The organism is Tenacibaculum litoreum (assembly GCF_964513915.1).
GTDB classification, from domain to species: domain Bacteria; phylum Bacteroidota; class Bacteroidia; order Flavobacteriales; family Flavobacteriaceae; genus Polaribacter; species Polaribacter litoreum.
Genome location: NZ_CAZEQS010000002.1, coordinates 316825 through 341077, shown reverse-complemented (window position 1 = coordinate 341077; position 24253 = coordinate 316825). Strand labels below are relative to the sequence as shown.

Sequence of the window (24253 nt, the reverse complement as noted above, 5' to 3'; positions counted from 1 at the left end):
TCTAATTCATTTTTGATATTTCACTTAATTTTGAGTGATCTAACACAGTGTTACCTGCTTCGTCAAAATAAAATGATGATGTATATTTCACATCTATTTCAAGAGAGGAAAAATTGTATGAAGTAATTTGATATACTTTTTGCCCGAAGGATTCTTCATGATACTGCATTAAAACATAAAGGATTCCGTTTAACTCACTTATTTCTTTATTTGAATATTTATGTAACGGACTTTTCTCGTCTATTTCATGTACGACTGTCCAAACGGTAGGCAAATACATAATTTTATTTCTTTCTAGTTTGAGTTCATAAAATTGTCGTTTGTATTCTCCGTTTGATTTTTTTTCTGAAAGGGATAAGGTTACTGTTATTTCAGGCTCTATCATTACTGTTTTACGACGATTCATTAACCGAAACATTAGTGCTCTACCTTCTTTAAAATCTCTTAAAATTAAATTATCACTAAAACGAATAGATGCTTTTGCTTTTGAAAAACGCCCGTATAACAATCCTGTAATAAAAGAAAAACTTAACAAACCAATCATTGCCTCAAAAGCTGCAATTACATTTGCTGCAATACCTTTAGGGGCGATTCCTCCATATCCAACCGTTGTTAAGGTTTGTGCACTAAAGAAAAGCCCATTTAAAAGATCAGCTAAAAAATTTCCTTTTGAGGGTGTTATTTGTTCTATCCCTATAAAAACATACACAAACGCAAAAAGAACATTCAACAGCAAGTACCCTAAGATTATCAAAGCAAAAAACTGCCACCATGGTAATTCAATAAAAAAAGTATACAAATCATCTGCTCCGAACCTTCTATTTGCATGTACCACATTAGAACTACCGTCTGCGTTAATTATTCTTTGTGCATTACTACTGGAGTTATAACCTAAACCAGGGTCTTTTACTTTTTTTGCCATTTATCTTTTATTAATACCTCTAAAAATACAAAACCGATTCTGATTAGAATCGGTTTTGATATTTTCAACTATTTTAAAACTGAACTTCTTAGTTTTTAACTGGTAAGAAGTTATAGTTTTTAGCATAGAAATTCATTTGCTCTTCAAAAGTTTCTGGTTGGATAATCTTAATATTAGTAATATTACCATCAGCGTCTGTTACTGGCTCTAATACAGGATTTACAAATCCGCTATAAGGAGCAGATGTAAACTGAGCATTACGATCTAAAACTTCTTTATGAATATCTTGATCTACTTTTACTCCATAACCTTCTACTAATGCTTTTGCAGCTTCAAAATCTCCTTCAGATTTAATTCTTTGTGCTTCTTTTAATAAACGACCAAAAATCTCACGAAGCTTTTCATAATCATTAATGTTATAAAAAGTTTTTCCATCTCTGGTAACTTTTTCAATTACATTATCTTTCGCTCCTTGTTCAAAAGCCCAAGCTGAAACCCATTGACGGTTAACCATGTGATCTTCTTCAATATCATCTCCTAAATTAATTCTAATTAACTGCGTCATTAATCCGTTTCTGATATATCCATCATAAGCAGCTTTACCTACTTTTTGCCAGTCATCAACTAAACCTAATTCTTGTAATTTAGGATCCATTAAATAATAAAGTCCTACTAAATCCGCTCTACCTTCTTCCATTGTAGAAGCATAGTTCTTTAACGTTTCTTTTGGTTGGCCAATTCCATCATTAATTACACCTGAAGCATGTCCGATTACCTCATGTAATGCTGTGTGTAATTTATCAGCTAACTTACCGTATTTAATCTCTAAATCGATTTCTTCTTGATCGTTAGCAAATTCTTTTAAACGTCCAGTTCCTCCAGCATTGTTATAAGAACCTATAATATTTCCTAACGATACCGATTTAGAACCGTGTTGTTGACGAATCCAGTTATTGTTCGGTAAGTTCACTCCAATTGGTGTACTTGGAGATGCATCTCCTGCTTCACCAGCAACATTTACTGTTTTATACGAAACCCCCACAACATCTTTCTTTTTGTGAGTTGGATCTAATGGAGAATTATCTTCAAACCATTGTGCATTGTCTGATAATACTTTCATCTTTTTAGACATATCGAAGTCTTTGATCTGTACAATTGTTTCGTACGAACCTCTGTACCCTTTAGGGTCATTATATACTTCAATAAAACCATTAATCCAATCAATATTTCCTTCGGTAGATTCTACCCAAGCAATTGCATATTCGTCCCAAGTATGTAAATCTCCTGTTTTATAGTATTCGATTAACAACTCTAACGTTTTTGCTTGTTTTTCGTTTTCTGCTACTTCTTTAGCTTTTCCTAACCAATAAATAATTTTATCGATTGCTTGTCCGTACATTCCACCAGACTTCCATACTTTCTCCACTAATTTTCCGTCCTCACGAACTAACTTCGAGTTTAATCCAGCCTCAATTGGTTGTCCTTCTGGGCCTTTATCAGCTTTAGCATAAAAATCTTCTACATCTTTACTTGTAATATCTGCTCCGTAAAAATTTACTGCTGATGCTAATACATTATCTACTCCAGCTTTTTTGTTTACTTTTTTAGCATCTTTATCATTAAAAATAACTTCTAATGCTTCTGTAGATAACTCAGTATTAGTTTCTTTTAATAAAGTTTCTAAATACTCTTTAGAAAATGTAGGTTTTAACTTATCGTTAGAGTAATGGTGGTGGATTCCGTTTGAAAACCATACTCTTTTTAAATAGGTAGTGAATGCTTTAAAATCTTCACTTTCTTTATCTCCTTTAAAGTTATTATTAATGTTTTCTAAAGCAGCTCTAATTTCAAGATTGTGACGATAGTTTTGATCCCACATAATATCACGCCCAGATAAACCAGCTTGTGTTAAATAGTACACTAATTTTTTTTCTTTTAGTGTTAACTCATCAAATCCTGGAATTTGATAACGTAACACTTTTATATCAGCAAATTGCTCAACAACATACTCAAACTCTTTTGCCTTTTTTTCTGCTACTTTAGGCTCTTTTTTTGCATCTACACCACAAGAAGTTAGCACTCCTGCTGCTGCAAACACACAAAGCATTTGTTTTAGTTTCATTTATATAGTTTTTAATTTATTTTTTTGAACGCTAAAATTACAAAATTTAAACTTCATGGTATCGGAAACAGTCGGTTGTATGGTCGTTTACCATTCCTGTCGCCTGCATGTGTGCATAAATTACTGTTGAGCCAACAAACTTAAACCCACGTTTTTTTAAATCTTTTGAAATCGCATCAGAAAGCTCTGTTGTTGCCGGTACTTCTTCTCTCTTTTCAAACTTATTTATTATCGGTTTTCCGTTAGTAAAATCCCAAATATATTTTGAAAACGTCCCAAACTCTTCTTGTACCTTCATAAAAGCTTGAGCATTAGTTATAGTAGCCTTTATCTTCAGCTTATTTCTTATAATTCCAGCATCTTGAAGCAATTCTTCATATTTATTTTCAGAGTATTTTGCTATTTTTTTATAGTCAAAATTATCAAATGCCTTTCTAAAGTTTTCTCTTTTCTTTAAAACTGTAATCCAACTTAAACCAGCTTGGAAAGTTTCTAGTATTAAAAACTCAAACAACTTATCATCATCATATACAGGTACTCCCCATTCATTATCATGATATTCAATATATAGTGGATCATTATTAACCCAAAAACACCTTTTCTTCATATTCTATTATTTAATGCTGAAAATTACTGTTAAACAAATTAAAAATCAATCAAAAATGGAATAATTTTTGCAACTTTATAATTACAAATCACACTGATTATGAAAACTTTACAACACATTCTTTTTCTTAGCATTATTGGAACTATGATATGGGCTTGCAGTTCCTCGCCTATAAAAAATACTTCTAACGCTCCTAAAGAAGAACCTGTTGTAATTGCTAATGATAGTTTAGAGTATGAAATCATAATTATAGACCCTGGTTTTACCACTTATTTAAATAGTATTGCAAAACCTGAAGGCTTTTACTCACAACAATATTTAGAAAATAAAAACCGTTTATATGTAACTACTTGGAATTACCGAGCAAGAAATCCTTTACAATTCAATTCAAACATTTATGAAAATGTAATTGATTACAGCCCACATATTGATTATGGTTACGAAGTAAATTACAAACTATTTAATTATTTTGAGTTTGCTCAACGAAAATACCGCATGAACTTAGGTGTGGGTATAAATCGTTGGAACTAGCAACTCTATAATAAAAGGCGTCTTTCGAAAAACTGTATATTTGCTCAAAAAAAATTAACCATACAACATGAAGTTTTTAAGAAATTTACTCGCCTCTATTCTAGGTTTTTTTATTGCCATATTTTTACTGTTTGTTTTCTTTTTTGCAGTTGCTTCCATTGTTGGGGCTGAAGAAAAAATTGTCGTAAAATCAAACTCAGTTTTAGAGTTAGATTTATCAACCCCCATTAAAGATTATGCACCAAAAGAAAACAATCCCATTGCAGAAGCTTTAGATTTAACAGATGAAAAATTAGCTTTAAACAAAATTATCAACGCTATTGAAAATGCGAAAAACGATAATAAAATTAAAGGAATAAGTATAAAAACAGCTTTTGTAAATGCTGGTATTGCACAAACACAAGCTATTAGAAACAAAATTGAAGAGTTTAAAGAGAGTGGTAAGTTTGTATATGCTTACAATGATATTTATACTCAAAAAAATTACTACTTGAGCTCTGTTGCTGATAGTTTATTCTTAAATCCTATTGGTGTTATTGATTTTAGAGGTTTATCTACCGAAATTTTATATTTCAAAGATTTTGAAGATAAATATGGAATTAAAATGGAAGTTATTCGTCATGGAAAATATAAGAGTGCTGTTGAGCCATTTTTGGAAAACGAAATGAGTGAGGCTAATCGTGAACAAACCACTTCATTTTTAAAATCTATTTGGTCAGAAATTACAGATGATATTAGCAAGAGTAGAAATATTTCTATTGAAAAACTAAACCTTATTGCTGATAATTACAATGGAAGAAATGTTACCATAGCAAAAGAGAACAATTTAATAGATGCTTCTATTTATGAAGATGAATATGAAGAAAAATTAGCAACAGAGTCTGATAGTAAAAAAGTAAACATTATTTCCATTGAAGACTACATCAGTTCTGGGAAAGGAAGAATTTCTTCAACTTCTAAAGATAAAATTGCTGTAATATACGCACAAGGGGACATTATATACGGAGAAGGAAGTGAAGATTATGTTGGACAAGGAATTATAAACAAAGCTATCAGAAAAGCCAGAAAAAATGATAATGTAAAGGCTATTGTACTTCGTGTAAATTCTCCTGGTGGTAATGCCTTAGCTTCTGAACTTATATGGCGTGAACTAGAATTAACAAAAAAAGAAAAACCTATAGTCGTTTCAATGGGGAACTATGCTGCTTCTGGAGGTTACTATATTGCTTGTAATGCTAACAAAATTATTGCAGAACCTACTACAATTACTGGATCTATTGGAGTTTTTGGAGCCATTCCTAACTTTAGTCAATTCACTGATAAAATAGGTATTAATGCAGAACAAGTTTCTACTAACGATAGTCCTTCTTATAGTGTTTTTGAACCAATGAATAAAAAGTTTTATGATGTTACAAAAGAGGGAATTGAACAAATGTATACCACTTTTGTAAACCGCGTTTCTAGTGGTCGTAACATGACTTTTGAACAAGTTAATGAAATAGCTCAAGGAAGAGTTTGGACAGGTAAAGAAGCTATTGAAAATGGTTTAGTTGACCAACTAGGAGGATTAAATGACGCCATTAAAGTTGCCGCTGAATTAGCTGAAGTTCAAAATTTCAGAGTTCGTAATTACCCAAATTACAAAACTGATTTGAAAGAGGCTCTAAAATTTTCTCCATTTATGAAAGCTTCAAAAGAAGAAATACTTAAAGAAACTTTAGGTGATGAAAATTACCAATTATACTACAATTTACAAAAAATGAAGAATTTAAAAGGAATTCAAGCTAGAATTCCATTTGTTTTTCAAGTGAAATAAAATCAAAAAGAAAAGCCTCGACAATGTCGAGGCTTTTTAGTTTTAATAGTTTAGTCTATTCGTAACTATAAGTAGCATTTATAGCAATTGATTCTTCACCTCCAACAGCTAACCCTTTCCCTGTTAAAGGATACCCATCTGAATCATAAGTGTAATCTACAGTTAAAGTACCTATAACGTTATCATCTGCGTCTTTATAGATAATCTTCGTTACGTTATTTAATGGCAATAATCTTCTAGCTTTAATTACTTCTGAAGCCTGAGGGTTCACACCAAAACTAACATCAACTCCATCTAAAATTTCTATAACTCCAGCAGATTCTAAAGTAGAAAAATACATATTTGGCTTATCGTCATAAAACATTTCTGCTGTATAACTTTTAACAACATTCATTTCAGTTTCCCAGTCATAAACCTCAACTTGAAATAAAACTTTACTAGGATTTTTGTTAGAATCATATTCTAATGCCATTCCTGTTTCATAAATATTATATGGTGATTGATACAACTCTTCTATTGAAAGGCTTTCTGAAGGATCGCTATCTTCTGTTACTTTAATAGTACTCCCATTATTGTTATAGTTTATTAAAGTAGCGTCTGTTCCATTTGTTCCAGAAATACTTACCAATTCTTTTTCAGCATTATACATAAACTGAGTAGTAATTGTTTCATTTTCTTGGTTTGTCGCTGCAACAGTTTTTAATCTTTTCTTTTTAGCTTCTCCGTTAACTTCATCAAAATCGTCTGAAGCAGAGCTACTACATGAGGTTAATAATGCCACTCCTAATCCAATAGCAAAAACATACTTTAATTTTTTCATTTTTTGTGATTTTTAATGAACTCATTTTTATTGTTCAAGCAAAAACTAAGCATTCCCCCCTACATAAAGTCTTTAAGACAATTAAAAAAATGAGTAAAAGAAAAAACAGCAATTTTTAGCAATTTGAAAAATATAAAAACAAGTTCGGTTTATATTGTTTTTAAATTTCACACAAAAGTAGCTGTATAAAAAAATACCTGCAATAAAAATTACAGGTATTTTTCACTATGTTTTTGTTTCGTTTATTACAGACCGAAACTCTCTTTTACTTTAGACACATAATCTAATTTTTCCCAAGTAAACAATTCAACTTCTATTGTTTTACTTTCTCCATTAGGTTGTGTAAATATTTTTGAAACTACTTCATTTTTTCTTCCCATATGACCATAAGCTGCAGTTTCGCTATACATTGGATTACGTAACTTTAGACGATCTTCAATAGCATGTGGACGCATATCAAAAATTTTAGAAACTTTTTGAGCAATCTCTCCGTCAGTTAAGTCAACTTTTGAAGTTCCATAGGTATCCACAAAAATTCCCATTGGCTCTACTACCCCAATCGCATACGATACTTGAACTAGTACCTCATCAGCAACTCCAGCAGCTACTAAATTCTTTGCTATATGGCGTGTTGCGTAAGCAGCAGAACGATCTACCTTACTTGGATCTTTTCCAGAGAATGCACCACCACCATGTGCTCCCTTTCCTCCATAAGTATCAACAATAATCTTACGACCTGTTAACCCTGTATCTCCATGAGGACCTCCAATTACGAACTTTCCTGTTGGGTTAATGTGATATTTAATATCATCATTAAATAATGCTTGAATTTCAGGAGTTAGTTGTGCTTTAACTCTAGGAATTAAAATCTCAACAATATCTTTTCTAATTTTTGCTAACATTGTTTCGTCATCAGCAAAATCATCATGCTGAGTAGAAACTACAATTGCTTCAATACGTTGTGGCACATTATCGTCGGAGTACTCAATTGTCACCTGACTCTTAGCATCTGGACGTAAATAAGTAATTTCTTTACTTTCTCTACGTATAACTGCTAATTCCTTTAAGATTATATGTGATAAATCTAACGCTAACGGCATATAATGCTCAGTTTCGTTCGTTGCATACCCAAACATCATTCCTTGATCTCCTGCTCCTTGCTCTTCCTTAGAAGCTCTATCTACTCCACGGTTAATATCATCTGACTGTTCATGAATTGCAGATAATACTCCACAAGAATTACCATCAAACATGTACTCACCTTTTGTATATCCAATTTTATTAATTACCTCACGAGCAATCTTTTGAACATCTAAGTAAGTAGAAGACTTTACTTCTCCCGCTAATACTACTTGACCAGTTGTTACTAATGTTTCACATGCTACTTTAGAATCTGAATCAAAAGCTAAAAAATTATCTATCAAAGCATCAGATATTTGATCTGCTACTTTATCTGGATGTCCTTCAGAAACACTTTCCGAAGTAAAAAAATATGACATAAATACTTCTTTTTAAAATTTAACTAAAAGAAAAAACTTGGATTGCTAAGTCGCTAAAAGGAGTAGAAAATTACTGCTTTAGCATTTTTATTCTGAACTCTTGTTCAATGAGGTTGCAATCAGTCAAATTTTTCCTCAAAAAATATTTGGCAAAGTTATAGATTATTTTACACACTTAAAAACAAACTTACAAGTAAATAGAAAGTATTGATATTATGATAATAAAAAGTAATTTTTGTAAAATTGTATTGGTAAAATATTTGTTTACATTTGTAGTGAATAAACAAGAAATTAACTTAGATAAAAAACATAAATAAAATGGCATTAGAAATTACAGATGCTTCTTTTGAAGAAGTAGTATTAAAATCTGACAAACCAGTATTAGTAGATTTTTGGGCAGCTTGGTGTGGACCTTGTAGAATGGTATCTCCTATAGTTGATGAAATTAGTAATGAATATGATGGAAAAGCTGTAGTTGGTAAGGTAGATGTAGATGCAAATCAAGAATTTGCTGCTAAATACGGTGTAAGAAACATTCCTACCGTATTAATTTTTAAGAATGGTGAAGTTGTTGATAAACAAGTAGGTGCCGCTCCTAAAAAAGCATATACTGATAAAATTGATGCTGCTTTATAACATATAAATAGTATTTTAATTTGATATTATAGGAAAGGTTTGGCAATTGCTAAACCTTTTTTTTATTTTGAGCTAATGAACAAACAACTAAAAATCATGTATAAATACCTCCTATTTTTTTGTTTATCCTTAAGTATAGCTTGTAAAAAAGAGCAAAATAAACTTCTAAAAATCACTAATGGTATTTCTTTAGAACTTGCTCAATTTAGAAAGCAACAAGTATCTGATGTTGTATACAATCTTAATTTTTCAATTCCTTTAAAAAAGGAAGATCCTATTCCTTCAGAACTTAAGATTAACCTCAATCTTACCAATGCTGAGAATGATCTAATCTTAGATTTTAACGAAAAAACAAATCGTTTAAAAAGTATACAGGTTAATAAAATAAACACTCCTATAATACACACTATGGAGCATATTATTATTGATAAAGATTTATTAAAATCAGGAGAGAATACTATTGATATAAATTTTGATGCTGGTGAACTTTCTTTAAACAGAAACAAGGAATACTTATACACTTTATTAGTTCCTGATAGGGCTAGTACATTATTCCCATGTTTCGATCAACCTAATATTAAAGCTCATTACAATCTTACTATAATTGCTCCAAAAGATTGGAAAGTTTTATGTGGTGCTTTTGAAAAGCAACAACTGGAAAAAGGTGATTTTATTGAACATCAATTTAAACAAACAGACAAAATGAGCACGTATTTATTCTCTTTTGTTGCGGGTAAGTTCAATGAAAACAATACTAATCCTGGTGCTTTTAACATGCGGTTTTTATTTAGAGAATCAGATAGCACAAAAATTAAGGAAAGTTTAGCTGCTATTTTTAACACGCATCAAAATTCTTTAGAGTTTTTAGAAGAGTATACACAGTATAAATTTCCGTTTCAAAAAATGGACTTTGCCTCTCTTCCTCCATTTCAATATGGTGGAATGGAACATACAGGAGCGATACAATATAGAGAAAGCTCTCTCTTTTTGGATGAAAATGCAACACAAACCCGCAAATTAAATCGAGCTAAATTAATTGCTCATGAAACTTCTCATATGTGGTTTGGTAATTTAGTAACCATGCGTTGGTTTAATGATGTTTGGATGAAAGAAGTCTTTGCCAACTTTATGGCTGACAAAATTATGAATCCTGTGTTTCCTGAAATAAACCACGATTTAGGTTTTATGATGTCTCACTATCCAAGTGCCTATTCTGAAGACCGCACCAAAGGTTCAAACCCTATAAGACAACAGCTAGATAATTTAAAAAATGCAGGTTCTTTATATGGTCGCATCATTTACAACAAAGCTCCTATTATGATGCGTCAACTCGAGCTTTTATTGGGCAAAGAAAACTTTCAGAAAGGAACTCAACAATATATTGCCACCTATGCTAATGACAATGCAGACTGGAATGATTTAGTGACTATTTTTGATGATTTATCTCCTAAAGACATTAAACAATGGAGTAAGGTTTGGGTAAACTCTCCTAGTCGTCCAATAATTTCTGATTCTATTAGTTATAATGACGGAAAAATAAGCACTTTTAACATCCATCAAAAAGCTGAAGACAAATCAAACAATACATGGGAACAATCTTTCGCTATTGGTTTGGTTTATAAAGATGAAATAAAAACAATTCATGTTGACGTAAACAAACATACTAACACAATTAACGAAGCAATTGGTTTACCTATACCTAAAGAAATTATTTACAACTATAATGGTTTGGGCTACGGAATCTTCCCTCTAAACACAACCGATATTCATTTAATTAAAAATGATGTTGCGCGAGGGCATTCTTATATAAACCTTTACGAAAACATGCTTCATGGGAACATTACTCCTTTGAATACTTTTAATTTATTTTTAAAAGGAATTCAATCTGAAAAAAACGAGTTAATTGTTAATTATTTATCTAGAGGCATCAATGCTATTTTCTGGAAGTTTTTACCAAAAGAACAACATCATAAGCTTTTAAACACCACTGAAAGTACAGTTTTTAAGCTACTTCAAAAAAAGCTTCCTAAAAATATTAAAAAAACACTGTTTAACTTATACTGTAATCTTGCATATAATGAAACAGGAAAAGAGAATTTATTTCGATTATGGAATAAAACTCTTGTAATAGATAACTTAACTTTAAACGAAACTGACTTAATTAAGTTAGCAACGAAGCTTTCTATCTACAAACATGCTAAATCAGAAGAAATAAATAAGCAGCAACTTGAAAACATTAAAAATAAAGACAAAAAAGAACGCTTTTTATGGTTACTTCCAACGCTATCTAATAATGAAAAGTTAAGAGATGATTTTATGCTTTCACTAAAAGAAGCCAAAAATCGTGAAAAAGAATCTTGGGTAGAAGCCGCTTTAGCTTCTATACACCATCCTTTACGTCAAAAATCTTCCTTCAAACATCTTAAACTTTGCTTAGATTTGTTAGAAGAAATACAACTTACAGGAGATATCTTTTTCCCTAAAAACTGGTTAACGAGCTCACTTGGAAACTACACTTCTAAAGAAGCTAACGAGATTGTTCAAGAATTTTTAAACAAGAATAAAAACTACAATCCTATTTTACTTAAAAAGTTATTAATTGTAGTTGATGATATCGACAGATCACAACATAAAATTAAACTATAAACCGATTTATTTTTTATTATACAAAAGGTTTGGCAATTGCTAAACCTTTTTTTTATCTTCGGAATTAATATGATTGACCTTAAAAACACAAGTTCTGAACTTAAAAATCTCGAGCTACTTGCTAAACAAGTAGTAGAAGGTTTTATCACAGGAATGCATAAAAGTCCGTTTCATGGATTTTCAGTTGAATTTTCTGAACATAAACTCTATAATAAAGGTGAAAGTACTCGCCATATAGATTGGAAGTTGTTTGCTAAAACAGAAAAGCTGTATACCAAAAAGTATGAAGAGGAAACGAATCTTAGATGTCATTTAATTATTGATAATTCTGCTTCCATGCATTACCCTGTTAGTAAAAACCAATCAATTGATTACTTAAATAAAATTGGTTTCTCTGTTGTAGCTGCTTCTTCATTAATGGATATTTTAAAACGACAGCGAGATGCTGTTGGTTTAAGTATTTATTCAGATACTTACGAATATTATGCTCCTGAAAAAGGAAGTGAACGTCATCGCAAAATGCTTTTAAATCAACTAGAGCTGTTATTATCCTCTAAATCAAATACCACAACAGAAACCTATCAATACCTACATGAAATAGCTGAAAAAATTCATAGAAGGTCTTTGATTTTCTTATTTACAGATATGTTTCAGACTAATAAAAATGAAGAAGAACTTTTTAATGCTTTACGACATTTAAAATTTAATAAACACGAAGTTGTGTTATTCCATACCTACGATAAAAAAACAGAATTTTTATTTGATTTTGACAATACTCCTAAAAAATTTGTGGATGTTGAAACTGGAGAAGAAATAAATTTATACGCTGAAAACGTACAACAAAAATATCAAGAATTAAGCAACATCTTCTTCAATAACCTAAAAAACAAATGCTTACAATACAAGATAGATTATGTTCCTGTAGATATAAATGAGGGTTATGATAAAGTCCTTATCTCTTATCTTATCAACAGACAGAATTTTTTATAAAATAACTCTTTTTTATTTAAAAAAAGGTTATATATTTGCATCCGCTTAGAGCAACGGTCTGGTAGTTCAGCTGGTTAGAATACATGCCTGTCACGCATGGGGTCGCGGGTTCGAGTCCCGTCCAGACCGCTAAAGTTTCTCTAAAAAATACAACATATTGCTTCAAGCAACGGTCTGGTAGTTCAGCTGGTTAGAATACATGCCTGTCACGCATGGGGTCGCGGGTTCGAGTCCCGTCCAGACCGCTAAAAGCTTCTCAATTTTTGAGAAGCTTTTTTCTTTTTTACTTTTTTTTCAAAAAAAAGTTTGGTTTAGTTAAATTTATTTCTAAGATTTGTCCCGTACAAAGAACACAAATACAATGATGTTACAAAACGTATGGCAAGGTTTCTATTTTTACTTTTACTTTTTTAGTAAGAGACGAGACTTTGTATCATATTGTTAACCTAACAAAAAATAATATATCCAATCAAAGTCTCGAATTTATCGAGGCTTTTTTTTTGATTTAAAATGAAGAAAATAGCCATTCAAGGAATACAAGGAAGCAACCACCATATTGTTGCAAACAACTATTACGGAGAAAACATCGACCTAGACGAATGTTTATCTTTTGATGTACTAGTTGATAGCCTTTTAAACTCAAGAAGTGAGCAAGCTATTATGGCGTTAGAAAACACCATCGCTGGCTCAATCATCCCCAATTATGCCCTAATCGACAAGTATAATTTGCACATTTCTGGTGAGTATTACCTACCTATACACCATCATTTAATGGCATTACCAAACCAGAAGATTGAAGATATTACTGAGGTTTGTTCACATCCAATGGCTTTATTACAATGTAAAGAGTTTTTCAAACAACATAAACATATTAAACTCATTGAAGATGTTGACACCTCTGCTGTAGCTAAAAGAATTACAGAACAACAACTAAAAGGAGTTGCTGCTATTGCGCCTAAAATGGCCGCTGATATTTTTAAACTATCAGTTATTGAAGACGAAATTCAAACCATTAAAAATAATGCTACTCGTTTTGTCTTTCTTCAAACAAACCTCCCTAAAAACGGTAAAAGTGAAATTAACAAAGCTTCATTAAAGTTTGAATTAGACCATAAAAGAGGGAGTTTAGCAGCGATGTTAAACGTAATGAGCGATTGCAAACTAAACCTCACCAAAATACAATCATTACCCAAAATTGAAACCCCATGGAAGTATGCTTTTTTTGTGGATGTAACTTTTGATGATTACGAAGATTATGAAAAAGCAAAAGCCATCATACAAATTATGGCAGAAGAATTTAAAATATTAGGTGAATACAAAAACGGAAGATTATGATACAGTTTGCTAATAGATTACAAACCGTACAAGAATACTACTTCTCTAAAAAGTTACAAGAAGTACGTCAATTAATTTCAGAAGGTAAACCAATTATAAATATTGGAATTGGAAGTCCTGATTTACAACCTCCAACATCAGTATTAAAGGCTATTCAAAATAGCCTACAAGATACTGGAGCGCATAGCTATCAGAGCTATCAAGGCTTACCTGAGTTTAGACAAGCTGTTTCAAATTTTTATCAAAAAAACTATAGAGTTACCATAAACCCTGCAAACGAAGTACTTCCTTTAATGGGAAGTAAAGAAGGGATTATGCATATCTCATTAGCTTTTTTAAACGAAGGAGATCAGGTATTGATACCTAATCCAGGATACCCAACTTACAGCTCTGTAACCAATTTACTAGGAGGGAAATCAATTTTTTACGACCTTGAAGAAGATACTAACTGGCAACCAAATTTTGAAGCTTTAGAAAAACTGGATACTTCAAAAATAAAATTGATGTGGGTAAATTACCCGCATATGCCAACGGGTGCCGATGCCACCAAAGAAACTTTTAAAAAGTTGATTGACTTTGGAAAAAGACATAACATAGTTATTGTAAATGACAATCCGTATAGCTTTATATTAAATGAACACCCTCAGAGTATTTTACAAATTGAAGGAGCAAAAGATATTGCTCTAGAATTAAACTCTGTAAGTAAATCTTTTAACATGGCTGGATGGCGTGTAGGGATGTTATTAGGTAAACCTGAATTCTTAACTGAAATTTTAAAAGTAAAAACTCAAATGGATTCTGGTATGTTTTACGGAATTCAAAAAGGAGCTACCAAAGCATTAGAGTTAGACAAAGATTGGTTTACCCAACTAAATAACATCTATAAAAAAAGACAAAAACTGGTGTTTGAGTTAGCAGAAAAACTGGGGTGTACCTACGACAAAAACGCATCTGGAATGTTTGTTTGGTGCAAACTTCCTGAAGGAAAAACATCTGAAGAAATAATTGATGATTTGTTATACAACAAACACATTTTTGCTGCTCCAGGAACTATTTTTGGAAGTCAAGGTGAAGGTTATATTCGCTTTTCATTATGCGTTCCAGAAGAAAAAATTAACGAAGTAATAGCTAGAATATGAAAAAAGAACTCAGTTTAATAAAGACCTATATAGAAGGGTACAACTCTTTTGATGTAGATAAAATGCTTTCAGTTTTAAATAAAAGCATTGTTTTTGAAAATTACACTAACAATTCATTGACTTTAAAACTCAATGGAATAAACCAATTTAAAAAACAAGCTGAGAAAGTGCTATTATTTTTTTCAAAAAGGAAACAAGAAATAGAAGAAATTATCACAAAAGAAGAACATTATGAAGTTCATCTTAAGTATACAGCAACATTACAAGTTGACTTATCTGAAGAACTTAAAAAAGGTAATCAATTAAACCTAAAAGGTAAAAGTATTTTCTTCTTTCAGAACGACACAATAACTAAAATAGAAGATTACAGTTAAAATGAACGTATTTATCATAGGACTAGGATTAATCGGCGGAAGTTTTGCCTTAGATATTCAGCAAGGATTTAAAAATGCTACTATCTACGGAATAGATTCCAACGAAGAGCATGGAGACCTTGCTTTAGAAAAAGGGATCATCCATGAAAAAGCGACTTTTTCAGAGTTGAAAAATGCAGATATAGTCATTATTGCTATTCCTGTAGATGTTTCACAAGAGGTTATTTTGAAAACATTAGATAACGTTTCTGATACTTGTTTGGTTTTCGATGTAGGTTCGACTAAAGAACTAATTTGTGATGCCGTTAAAAATCACTCGAAACGAAGAAATTTTTTAGCAACACACCCTATTGCTGGAACGGAATTTTCAGGGCCTAATGCGGCTTTGACAAATTTATTTAGAAACAAGACTAATATTATTTGTGAAGTAGAAAAAACTGCATTCAAATTACAGGAAAAAGCATTAGATATATTCTCGAAATTAGGAATGCGTATTCGATACATGGACCCAAAGTCACACGATAAGCATATTGCCTATGTATCGCATTTATCACATATTAGCTCTTTTATGCTTGGTAAAACTGTCATTGAAAAAGAGAAAAATGAACGTGATATTTTTGATATGGCTGGTAGTGGATTCGCTTCCACTGTACGTTTGGCAAAAAGCTCACCAGCAATGTGGACACCTATTTTTGAGCAAAACAAAGAAAATGTTATTGAGTCTCTGAATGAATATATTTATAACTTACAACAATTCAAGACTTTATTAGAAAACAACGATTTTCCAGAAATATATACGGAAATGGAAAACACAAATTATATAAAACAGATTTTAAACGGAATTCAAGAGGTTGTACCTCAATAATAAAAACTAAAATGGAGAATACAAAAGAGTTAAGAACATGGTTAGATGCTTTCGGATTAGGGCATCCACTAGTAATTGCAGGACCTTGTAGTGCAGAAACAGAAGAACAAGTATTACAAATTGCACATGAATTAAAAGACACTGATGCTACTGTTTTAAGAGCTGGTATTTGGAAACCTCGTACCAGACCAGGTAATTTTGAGGGTGTTGGTGCTTTAGGACTAAAATGGTTACAAAAGGCAAAACAAGAAACAGGAATATTAATTGCTACTGAAGTAGCCAACAAAGACCACGTAAAACTTGCAATTGAGCACGACGTAGACATTTTATGGATTGGTGCTCGTACTACTGTAAGTCCTTTTATTGTTCAAGAGATTGCAGATGCTTTAGAGGGGACAGATAAAATCGTACTGGTAAAAAATCCTGTGAACCCTGATTTACCACTATGGTTAGGTGCCATAGAACGTTTATATGCCAAAAACATTAAAAAACTAGGTGTTATTCATAGAGGTTTCTCTACCTATGAAAAAACAAGATACCGTAACAATCCCGAATGGCAAATTCCTATTGAATTACAAAACCGTTTCCCTGATTTACCATTAATTTGTGATCCATCACATATTGCTGGTCGTCGTGATATTATTTTTGATGTTTGTCAAACTGCCCTAGATTTAAACTTTGATGGTTTAATGGTTGAAACTCATTATGATCCAGATAATGCATGGAGTGATGCTGCACAACAAATTACTCCTAAATCACTAGTTCAAATGATGATTGATTTAAAAGTTAGAAAAGCCACAGATACAGAAACTGAATATAGAAACGCACTGAACACTCTACGTACTCAAATTGACGTAGTAGATCATCAATTAATTGAAATGTTAGGTAAACGTATGAAAATAGCAGATTCAATTGGTAAATTGAAAAAAGAGAAAAATGTTGCTATTTTACAAACTAAACGATGGAATGAAATACTAGGTAAAATGATTTTAGAAGGTGATGAACGTGGTTTAAGTGAAGAGTTTGTACTTAAAATGTTCAAAGCAATACACCAAGAAAGTATTAATCATCAAGAGAAAATTATTAACAGTTAAATATCTAAAAGACCGCTAACAAAATAGCGGTCTTTTTTATTCTATTTATTGTATTTTCATCCTACCAAACTTTAGCTAAATGAAACCTATTCATACAATTGATGATGTTATAGACATACTACAAGATATTATTAACGAGTCTATAGAAAACAAAAGCCCATTAGGCTATTTTGCTGCTTTATACCAAAAAGTAACAATAAAAGTAAAAGAAGGCATACAAAACGATTATTTTGATGATAACCAACGAATGGAAAAACTCGATATAATTTTTGCTAAAAGGTATATAGAGGCTTATTACAATTACCAAAACAATAAACCTATCACTTCTTCTTGGAAAAAAGCTTTTGGCATAGCTAATAAATATTGGTATGTAGTTTTACAACATTTACTAGTTGGCATGAATGCACATATTAATTTAGATTTAGGAATTGCAGCTGCAGAGGTTTCTAAAGAGAAAGACATTCAAAATCTGCATAGTGATTTCAATAAAATAAATGATATTTTATCCTCTTTAGTTAACGATGTTCAAAATGATTTAGCCAAAGTATATCCTTTTTTAAAGAAAATTCTTATCTGGACTAAAGATGTTGATGATTTTTTAGTTGACTTCAGCATGGAATTAGCAAGAAACGGTGCTTGGGATTTTGCTGTAGAATTAGCCAATACACCAGCTATTGATTTTGATAATACCATACACAAGAGAGATATTAAAATAACCGAAAAAGCAGACTTGGTTATTTCTCCAGGTTTTATCCCAAAATTAATTTTTATGATTATTAGAGTTTCAGAAAAAGGAACAGTAGCTCAGAAAATTAACGATTTAACAGATTAAACAATACTAAAACATTCAATTTTTATTCTCATCTTTGTTCTATGACAGGAACGGTTTATAAATCTACAGGAAGTTGGTATTGGGTAAAGTCTGAAGGCGAGCTATATAAGTGTCGTATTAAAGGGAAATTCCGTCTTAAAGGAATCAAAAGTACAAACCCTATATCTGTAGGTGATATTGTTAATTTTTCATTAGAAACTAAAAACGATGAAGAAACAGGTTTAATTACCAATATTCACGAACGTAAAAACTACATTGTTCGTAAATCTGTAAATCTATCAAAGCAAACTCATGTAATTGCTTCTAATATTGATCAAGTATTTTTATTGATTACGATAGACAACCCTCCTACATTTACAACATTTATCGATCGTTTTTTAGTCACTGCAGAAGCCTATTCAATCAAAACTGTATTAGTTTTTAATAAAATTGATTCTTATGAAATTGAGCAACGTGCTGAAATTTTATATCTAAAAGACATTTACGAAGCCATCGGTTATGAGTGTCTTGAAGTTTCTGCTACCAAAAACATTAATATTGATAAAATTAAAGAATTAATGACAGGCAAAGTAAGTATGTTTGCTGGTCACTCGGGCGTTGGAAAAACCACCTTGGTTAACGCTATAGAACCTTCTTTAAATTTAAAAACAAAAGAAATTTCTGAACAACATAAGCAAGGACAGCACACTACCACATTTGCTGAAATGTTTGATTTAAGTTTTGATGCTCGCATTATAGACACTCCAGGGATTAAAGGTTTTGGTGTAGTTGATATGGACAAAGATGAATTAGGCGATTATTTTCCTGAGTTTTTTGCTTTAAAACAACATTGCAAGTTTAATAATTGTATTCATATCAATGAGCCGCAATGTGCCGTTAAAGAGGCTTTAGAGAATGAAGAAATAGCTTGGTCTCGTTATAAAAGTTATCTACAAATTTTAGAAGGCGAAGACGAACACTACAGAACTGATATTTGGGAGTAAAACATTTTTTAGTCTAGCCTATACAAAGGCTCAGAACATCCAAATAACCAAAAAAATTCAACAATCTATATATAATGAAAATTGTAATTCAACGCGTTTCAAAAGCTAGCGTTACTATAGAAGGTGAAAGAGTAGCTGAAATACAAAATGGCCTTTTAATTTTACTTGGAATTGTTAATGAAGATACTCAAGAAGATATTAAATGGCTGTCAAATAAAATAACAAACCTTCGGGTTTTTAATGACGATGAAGGTGTTATGAATAAATCGATTAAAGATATAGATGGAGATATCATTGCTGTAAGTCAATTCACCTTACATGCCTCCACTAAAAAAGGAAATCGCCCTAGCTATATTAAAGCAGCAAAACCAGATATTGCCATTCCTCTATATGAAAAATTTGTTCAACAACTTGAAGTTGATTTAGGAAAAAAAGTACAAACAGGCCAATTTGGAGCCGACATGAAAGTAGAATTACTAAATGACGGACCTGTAACCATCATTATCGATTCTAAAGACAAAAAATAATTTCCATGGGAATTATTTTTAATTATATTTGTACCTGATTTATAATCATTATTAAAAACACAAAAATGAAAAAAACAATTTTAGCTATTGCTTTTATTGCAATTGGAGCAGTTTCTTGTAAGACAGAAAAAAACAAAACTGCTGTTAGCGACGAAGTTAAAGAAGTTGCAAAAACAGAAAACATCATCAATACTTATAAAGCTAATGTTGCAGAATCTACTGTAACTTGGAAAGGAAGCAAGCCAACTGGTTCTCACAACGGTGTAGTAAGTTTAGAAAAAGGAACTTTAGAGGTTGAAAACGGAAACGTAAAATCTGGAGAGTTCATTATCGATATGACTACAATTTCTTGTGAAGATTTAGAAGCTGGAAACGGTAAAGAAAAATTAGAAGATCACTTAAAAGCTAGTGATTTCTTTGATGTTGAAAAATTCCCAACTGCTAAATTTGAAGTAGCAAGTTCTGAATTAAAAGACGGAAAAGTACACGTTACTGGTAACTTAACACTTAAAGATGTTACAAAGAGTATTACTATTCCTGCTACTGTTACTGAAGCTGACGATATGGTAACTTTTAAAAGTGATGTTTTTAGTATTGACAGAACTGACTTTGGTGTTACTTACAAGTCTAAGAAAATTGATGCTGCTTTAAAAGATAAGTTTATCAACGACTTAATGGAAATTTCTTTTGAAGTAAAAGCTAAGAAATAATTTTAGTTTTTAAGAACTAAAAAGGGTTGACAATTGTCAACCCTTTTTTTTATTCCTTTATAAATTCTTCTACTTCAAATAATTCTTTAAAGTGCTTTATAATTTTCTCTTTTACTTCTTCTTCTGAAACCTTTCTTCCTAACTCAACCTCCATTGAAGTAACAGCCTTTCCACGGATTCCACAAGGAATTATATTATCAAAATAACCTAAGTTAGCATTTACATTCAAGGCAAAACCATGCATGGTAACCCATCTACTTGCTCTAATTCCCATAGCACAAATTTTTCTTGCAAATGGTGTACCTACACCTAGCCACACTCCTGTTTCTCCTTCACTTCTTTCCCCTTCCAATTCATATTCAGCAATTGTTAAAATAATTGATTCTTCTAACAAACGTAAATACTTATGAATATCAGTAAAAAAATTTTCTAAATCTAAAATTGGATAGCCTACAATTTGTCCTGGACCGTGATAAGTTATGTCTCCTCCTCTATTAATTTTATAAAAAGTTGCTTCTTTTTCTTTAAGCTTCTCTTCATTTAATAAAAGGTTATTTATATCTCCTGATTTTCCTAAGGTATACACATGCGGATGTTCAACAAATAAAAAATAATTAGGAGTTTCTATTTCACTATCTCCGTTTCTTCTTTCTCTTTTTAATGATACTATTTCATCTAAAAGGTTAGTTTGGTAATCCCATGTTTCTTTGTAATCTTTTCTTCCTAGATCACTAATTCTTATTTTTTTATTCATAAATTGTACCGCTAAACTACCTTACAAAGGTAGGGAAATTTAAAGTTTTACTGTTATAAACTATAACGTATATCAATTACAAAAATCATGTTAAAAAAAAGTACCCTTCCTTTTTTATTTGCTTTCTATCTGTCAATAGCTAACTTGTTTTCACAACAACTATGGACAAGAGTTCATAAGGATGCCATTACTCAACAAAAAAAAGAAGTTTTTAATACTAATTCTTTACCAAAGCAATACGTTTTGATGAATTTGAATTTAGATGGTTTTAAAAACACATTGCCTAATCTGCAATCTAAAAACACTTCAAATTCAGGAGTAATACAACTTCCAAATGCTAATGGACAACTAGAAAGATTTTCTATAAAAGAAACCTCTTATCTAGCTCCTTCTTTAGCTGAAAAATTCCCTATGATTAAATCTTTTTCGGCTCAAGGAATTGACAATCCTTCATCTTCTGCCAAGATAAGTATTGGAAAAGATGGAGTTCACGCAATTATTTTTTCTGCAAATGAAGGTACTTCATATATAAACCCATATACTAAAGATTATAGGGAGTATATTATTTACAAAAAAAGTAGTTTGACATCTGGTAAAGATGAGTTCTTGTGTAAAGTTGAAGACACTGTACAAGAAGAAAACACATCGCCACGTCAAAGAAGAAACGCTAATGATGGTAACTTACGAACTTATAGAATGGCCATAGCTTGTACTGGTGAGTATGCACAGTTTCATATAAATAATCAAGGAGTGTCATCATCTGCTAGTGATGCAGAAAAAAAAGCAGCCGTATTATCTGCTATGAACACTACAATTACCCGTGTTAATGCTGTTTATGAAAGAGATTTAGCTGTAAGGATGGTTATCGTAGATAATAATGATGCTTTAATCTTTTTAGATGCAAATACAGATGGCTTAACAAATGATAGTGCTGGAACCTTGATTGACGAAAGCCAGGAAAAATGTGATAACATTATTGGCGATGCTAATTATGATATAGGCCATACATTTAGTACTGGAGCTGGAGGACTAGCTCAACTAAACTCTGTTTGTGTTACAAACTATAAAGCTCAAGGAGTTACTGGTAGAAGCCAACCTATTGGCGATACATACGACATAGACTATGTTGCACACGAAGTCGGACATCAATTTGGTGCAACTCATACATTTAATAATTCTTGTGATGGAAACAGAAGTACTAACACTGCTGTTGAACCTGGAAGTGGTTCTACAATTATGGCTTACGCTGGTATTTGTTCACCAAATGTACAAAATGTAAGTGATGATTATTTTCATGCAGTTAGTATCGCTCAAATGTGGAGTCATGTACAAGGATCAGGAAGTTGTGCAACCTCAACAAGTACAGGAAATAATGCTCCAACTGCTAACGCTGGAAACGATGTAAGTATTCCTAAATCTACTCCTTTTATCTTAAAAGGACAAGCTACTGATGCTGATGGAACAGCTTCTTTAACATACTCTTGGGAGCAAATTGATAATGAAACTGCAACAATGTCTCCTTTACCTACTAACACTGGAGGTCCAATGTTCAGATCATTACTTCCATCTTCATCACCTAACAGATATATGCCTGCACTATCTACAGTATTAAGTGGCAATACTTCTACCACATGGGAAGTTTTACCTTCTGTAGCAAGAGAATTAGATTTTGCTTTAACTGTAAGAGATAATCATTCAGGTGGAGGAAGCTCAGCTAGAGATGATATGAAAGTAACTGTAACAGATGCTCAGCCATTCTTAGTTAATAGTCAACCCACTTGGGCACCTAATACAGCAAGAGAAATTAAATGGCTAGTTGGTGAAACAAATATTTCTCCTATTAACTGTCAGAACGTAAACATCAAATTGTCTACAAATGGAGGAACTTCTTTTGATGTAATACTTCTTGAAAATACTCCTAATGATGGAACAGAAACAATAACTCTTCCTAATATAGCTACAACAAACAATGCTATATTAATGATTGAAGCTGCAGATAATATCTTTTACAACATTACCCCACAATTTAAAATAGATACGACCCCTGACTTTGCTATCTCTAATTTAAGCGGAGATACTTCAATTTGTGGAACAGCTTCTAACAATATTAAAATTGAATTAGATTATGTAACCTCAAACGGATTTGATGAAGATGTTACCTTTTCAGCTTCAGGAACTCCAGAGAATTCAACTATTTCTTTTGACAAAAAAACTGTTAATACTGATTCTAAAATCATAATTACTATTGATAATATTAATAATATTCCTACTGGAGATCATGTAATTGATGTTACAGCTTCATCAGGATCAATAACAAAATCAGTAAGCCTTAATATAAATAAAAACAACAACATTTGTAAATCCACAGGAACAACAGAGTCTCAAATAAGCATTACTAATGTAACCTTTAATGACATTAACAATGACTCTGATAAAACAACTGGATATTCTGACTTTACTAATGAAAGCACATTAGTTGCTAGAGGTGCAACTTATGATTTATCAACTATAATTAAAACAGATGGCAATAGTAATATTAAAACTTTTGCTTGGGTAGACTGGAATCAAAACTGTGTTTTTGATACTAACGAAGCTTATGAAGTGATATCTAACAGTGTTTCTATAAGTGTACCAGAAAACGCTCCTCTGGGCTCAACAACTTTAAGAGTTTCTACCAAACTTAACTCATCACCTAATGCTTGTGAATCTAATATTAATGGTGAAGTTGAAGACTATACTGTTACCGTTGAAGAGAGCTTTGCTACAGACAATACTTTATTTGATGACTTACAAACATATCCTATCCCTTCAAACGGAGAACTCACAGTGAGCTTTAAGGTAAAAGACAAAGAGTCAACAATTATTAGGCTTTTTGATTTCAGAGGTAGATTACTTGAAACGCAAAAATTCTCAACTATTTCTAGTCAGTTTAATGAAAAAGTACAATTAACTAAAGCTGCTAGTGGACTTTACCTTTTACAAATTGAAAATGCAGGTAAACAAGTAACAAGAAAAATAGCTATTAGATAGTTTACAAGCTAAAAAATAATA

At 31.6% G+C, this 24253-nt stretch carries 21 protein-coding genes and 2 tRNA genes; 17 read left to right on the top strand and 6 right to left on the bottom strand.

The window, feature by feature from the left end; translation table 11 throughout:
- Window position 1 precedes the first annotated feature (1 nt).
- From ACKTTR_RS02840 to ACKTTR_RS02830, 3 genes are all read right to left on the bottom strand, one after another.
- The gene (locus ACKTTR_RS02840) at window positions 2-922 is read right to left on the bottom strand and encodes an ion channel (RefSeq protein WP_408026431.1); all 921 of its coding nucleotides are present in this window, start codon (window positions 920-922) and stop codon (window positions 2-4) included.
- Window positions 923-1010: 88 nt separating this feature from the next.
- Entirely contained in the window at window positions 1011-3044 is a 2034-nt protein-coding gene (locus ACKTTR_RS02835) for a dipeptidyl-peptidase 3 family protein (RefSeq protein WP_408026430.1), read from the bottom strand.
- Window positions 3045-3090: 46 nt separating this feature from the next.
- Window positions 3091-3651, bottom strand: coding sequence for a DNA-3-methyladenine glycosylase I (locus ACKTTR_RS02830; RefSeq protein ID WP_408026429.1), 561 nt, complete (start codon window positions 3649-3651; stop codon window positions 3091-3093).
- A 99-nt stretch (window positions 3652-3750) separates the two neighbouring features.
- On the opposite strand from ACKTTR_RS02830, the gene ACKTTR_RS02825 reads away from it, so the two are divergent.
- Window positions 3751-4182, top strand: a complete 432-nt coding sequence (locus ACKTTR_RS02825; RefSeq protein WP_408026428.1) for a DUF6146 family protein — start codon at window positions 3751-3753, stop codon at window positions 4180-4182.
- 67 nt (window positions 4183-4249) lie between these two features.
- On the top strand, window positions 4250-5998 hold the full coding sequence (gene sppA, locus ACKTTR_RS02820) for a signal peptide peptidase SppA (RefSeq protein WP_408026427.1): 1749 nt from the start codon (window positions 4250-4252) through the stop codon (window positions 5996-5998).
- A gap of 55 nt (window positions 5999-6053) precedes the next feature.
- Here sppA and ACKTTR_RS02815 read toward each other — a convergent pair whose 3' ends face one another.
- Together ACKTTR_RS02815 and metK are read right to left on the bottom strand one after the other, a co-directional pair.
- On the bottom strand, window positions 6054-6818 hold the full coding sequence (locus ACKTTR_RS02815; RefSeq protein WP_408026426.1) for a hypothetical protein: 765 nt from the start codon (window positions 6816-6818) through the stop codon (window positions 6054-6056).
- Between the two features lie 245 nt (window positions 6819-7063).
- Window positions 7064-8317 (bottom strand): methionine adenosyltransferase, encoded by a 1254-nt coding sequence (gene metK, locus ACKTTR_RS02810; RefSeq protein ID WP_408026425.1) that lies wholly within the window; start codon window positions 8315-8317, stop codon window positions 7064-7066.
- 318 nt (window positions 8318-8635) lie between these two features.
- Here metK and trxA point away from each other — a divergent pair, with 318 nt between their 5' ends.
- The 14 genes from trxA (at window position 8636) to ACKTTR_RS02740 (ending at window position 20448) form a co-directional block, all read left to right on the top strand.
- Window positions 8636-8953 carry a thioredoxin gene (gene trxA, locus ACKTTR_RS02805; protein WP_028892415.1) on the top strand — a complete coding sequence of 106 codons (318 nt, stop codon included), beginning with the start codon at window positions 8636-8638 and terminating at the stop codon, window positions 8951-8953.
- A gap of 75 nt (window positions 8954-9028) precedes the next feature.
- Entirely contained in the window at window positions 9029-11599 is a 2571-nt protein-coding gene (locus tag ACKTTR_RS02800) for a M1 family metallopeptidase (RefSeq protein WP_408026424.1), read from the top strand.
- Window positions 11600-11668: 69 nt separating this feature from the next.
- Window positions 11669-12589, top strand: coding sequence for a DUF58 domain-containing protein (locus tag ACKTTR_RS02795; RefSeq protein WP_408026994.1), 921 nt, complete (start codon window positions 11669-11671; stop codon window positions 12587-12589).
- Window positions 12590-12644: 55 nt separating this feature from the next.
- Window positions 12645-12718, top strand: a tRNA-Asp gene (locus ACKTTR_RS02790).
- A gap of 42 nt (window positions 12719-12760) precedes the next feature.
- Window positions 12761-12834, top strand: a tRNA-Asp gene (locus ACKTTR_RS02785).
- A 265-nt stretch (window positions 12835-13099) separates the two neighbouring features.
- Window positions 13100-13924, top strand: coding sequence for a prephenate dehydratase (locus ACKTTR_RS02780; protein WP_408026423.1), 825 nt, complete (start codon window positions 13100-13102; stop codon window positions 13922-13924).
- Window positions 13921-15063, top strand: a complete 1143-nt coding sequence (locus ACKTTR_RS02775; RefSeq protein WP_408026422.1) for a pyridoxal phosphate-dependent aminotransferase — start codon at window positions 13921-13923, stop codon at window positions 15061-15063. The genes ACKTTR_RS02780 and ACKTTR_RS02775 overlap by 4 nt, the downstream gene beginning before the upstream one ends.
- The gene (locus tag ACKTTR_RS02770) at window positions 15060-15437 is read left to right on the top strand and encodes a nuclear transport factor 2 family protein (RefSeq protein WP_408026421.1); all 378 of its coding nucleotides are present in this window, start codon (window positions 15060-15062) and stop codon (window positions 15435-15437) included. The genes ACKTTR_RS02775 and ACKTTR_RS02770 overlap by 4 nt, the downstream gene beginning before the upstream one ends.
- Window position 15438: 1 nt before the next feature.
- Window positions 15439-16302 carry a prephenate dehydrogenase gene (locus tag ACKTTR_RS02765; RefSeq protein WP_408026420.1) on the top strand — a complete coding sequence of 288 codons (864 nt, stop codon included), beginning with the start codon at window positions 15439-15441 and terminating at the stop codon, window positions 16300-16302.
- A gap of 11 nt (window positions 16303-16313) precedes the next feature.
- Complete coding sequence (locus ACKTTR_RS02760; RefSeq protein ID WP_408026419.1) at window positions 16314-17396, top strand: chorismate mutase; 1083 nt, start codon at window positions 16314-16316, stop codon at window positions 17394-17396.
- A gap of 79 nt (window positions 17397-17475) precedes the next feature.
- Complete coding sequence (locus ACKTTR_RS02755) at window positions 17476-18228, top strand: DUF5995 family protein (protein ID WP_408026418.1); 753 nt, start codon at window positions 17476-17478, stop codon at window positions 18226-18228.
- A 41-nt stretch (window positions 18229-18269) separates the two neighbouring features.
- Window positions 18270-19211, top strand: a complete 942-nt coding sequence (gene rsgA, locus ACKTTR_RS02750) for a ribosome small subunit-dependent GTPase A (protein WP_408026417.1) — start codon at window positions 18270-18272, stop codon at window positions 19209-19211.
- A gap of 74 nt (window positions 19212-19285) precedes the next feature.
- Entirely contained in the window at window positions 19286-19738 is a 453-nt protein-coding gene (dtd, locus tag ACKTTR_RS02745) for a D-aminoacyl-tRNA deacylase (RefSeq protein WP_408026416.1), read from the top strand.
- A 65-nt stretch (window positions 19739-19803) separates the two neighbouring features.
- On the top strand, window positions 19804-20448 hold the full coding sequence (locus ACKTTR_RS02740) for a YceI family protein (RefSeq protein WP_408026415.1): 645 nt from the start codon (window positions 19804-19806) through the stop codon (window positions 20446-20448).
- Between the two features lie 49 nt (window positions 20449-20497).
- Here the strand turns inward: ACKTTR_RS02740 and lipB are convergent, their stop codons facing one another.
- The gene (gene lipB / locus ACKTTR_RS02735) at window positions 20498-21202 is read right to left on the bottom strand and encodes a lipoyl(octanoyl) transferase LipB (protein WP_408026414.1); all 705 of its coding nucleotides are present in this window, start codon (window positions 21200-21202) and stop codon (window positions 20498-20500) included.
- An 87-nt stretch (window positions 21203-21289) separates the two neighbouring features.
- Between lipB and ACKTTR_RS02730 the strand changes: the two genes are divergently transcribed.
- Entirely contained in the window at window positions 21290-24232 is a 2943-nt protein-coding gene (locus tag ACKTTR_RS02730) for a zinc-dependent metalloprotease (RefSeq protein WP_408026413.1), read from the top strand.
- The last annotated feature ends 21 nt before the right edge of the window (window positions 24233-24253 follow it).

Excerpts from the sequence above, each read along its gene's own strand:
- sppA (WP_408026427.1), top strand. The coding sequence starts at position 4,250 with ATGAAGTTTTTAAGAAATTTACTCGCCTCTATTCTAGGTTTTTTTATT.
- ACKTTR_RS02755 (WP_408026418.1), top strand. The coding sequence starts at position 17,476 with ATGAAACCTATTCATACAATTGATGATGTTATAGACATACTACAAGAT.
- ACKTTR_RS02835 (WP_408026430.1), bottom strand. The coding sequence starts at position 3,044 with ATGAAACTAAAACAAATGCTTTGTGTGTTTGCAGCAGCAGGAGTGCTA.
- ACKTTR_RS02765 (WP_408026420.1), top strand. The coding sequence starts at position 15,439 with ATGAACGTATTTATCATAGGACTAGGATTAATCGGCGGAAGTTTTGCC.
- lipB (WP_408026414.1), bottom strand. The coding sequence starts at position 21,202 with ATGAATAAAAAAATAAGAATTAGTGATCTAGGAAGAAAAGATTACAAA.
- ACKTTR_RS02775 (WP_408026422.1), top strand. The coding sequence starts at position 13,921 with ATGATACAGTTTGCTAATAGATTACAAACCGTACAAGAATACTACTTC.
- metK (WP_408026425.1), bottom strand. The coding sequence starts at position 8,317 with ATGTCATATTTTTTTACTTCGGAAAGTGTTTCTGAAGGACATCCAGAT.
- ACKTTR_RS02730 (WP_408026413.1), top strand. The coding sequence starts at position 21,290 with ATGTTAAAAAAAAGTACCCTTCCTTTTTTATTTGCTTTCTATCTGTCA.
- ACKTTR_RS02795 (WP_408026994.1), top strand. The coding sequence starts at position 11,669 with ATGATTGACCTTAAAAACACAAGTTCTGAACTTAAAAATCTCGAGCTA.
- ACKTTR_RS02760 (WP_408026419.1), top strand. The coding sequence starts at position 16,314 with ATGGAGAATACAAAAGAGTTAAGAACATGGTTAGATGCTTTCGGATTA.
- ACKTTR_RS02825 (WP_408026428.1), top strand. The coding sequence starts at position 3,751 with ATGAAAACTTTACAACACATTCTTTTTCTTAGCATTATTGGAACTATG.
- ACKTTR_RS02840 (WP_408026431.1), bottom strand. The coding sequence starts at position 922 with ATGGCAAAAAAAGTAAAAGACCCTGGTTTAGGTTATAACTCCAGTAGT.
- ACKTTR_RS02815 (WP_408026426.1), bottom strand. The coding sequence starts at position 6,818 with ATGAAAAAATTAAAGTATGTTTTTGCTATTGGATTAGGAGTGGCATTA.
- ACKTTR_RS02800 (WP_408026424.1), top strand. The coding sequence starts at position 9,029 with ATGAACAAACAACTAAAAATCATGTATAAATACCTCCTATTTTTTTGT.
- ACKTTR_RS02740 (WP_408026415.1), top strand. The coding sequence starts at position 19,804 with ATGAAAAAAACAATTTTAGCTATTGCTTTTATTGCAATTGGAGCAGTT.
- rsgA (WP_408026417.1), top strand. The coding sequence starts at position 18,270 with ATGACAGGAACGGTTTATAAATCTACAGGAAGTTGGTATTGGGTAAAG.
- dtd (WP_408026416.1), top strand. The coding sequence starts at position 19,286 with ATGAAAATTGTAATTCAACGCGTTTCAAAAGCTAGCGTTACTATAGAA.
- trxA (WP_028892415.1), top strand. The coding sequence starts at position 8,636 with ATGGCATTAGAAATTACAGATGCTTCTTTTGAAGAAGTAGTATTAAAA.
- ACKTTR_RS02770 (WP_408026421.1), top strand. The coding sequence starts at position 15,060 with ATGAAAAAAGAACTCAGTTTAATAAAGACCTATATAGAAGGGTACAAC.
- ACKTTR_RS02780 (WP_408026423.1), top strand. The coding sequence starts at position 13,100 with ATGAAGAAAATAGCCATTCAAGGAATACAAGGAAGCAACCACCATATT.
- ACKTTR_RS02830 (WP_408026429.1), bottom strand. The coding sequence starts at position 3,651 with ATGAAGAAAAGGTGTTTTTGGGTTAATAATGATCCACTATATATTGAA.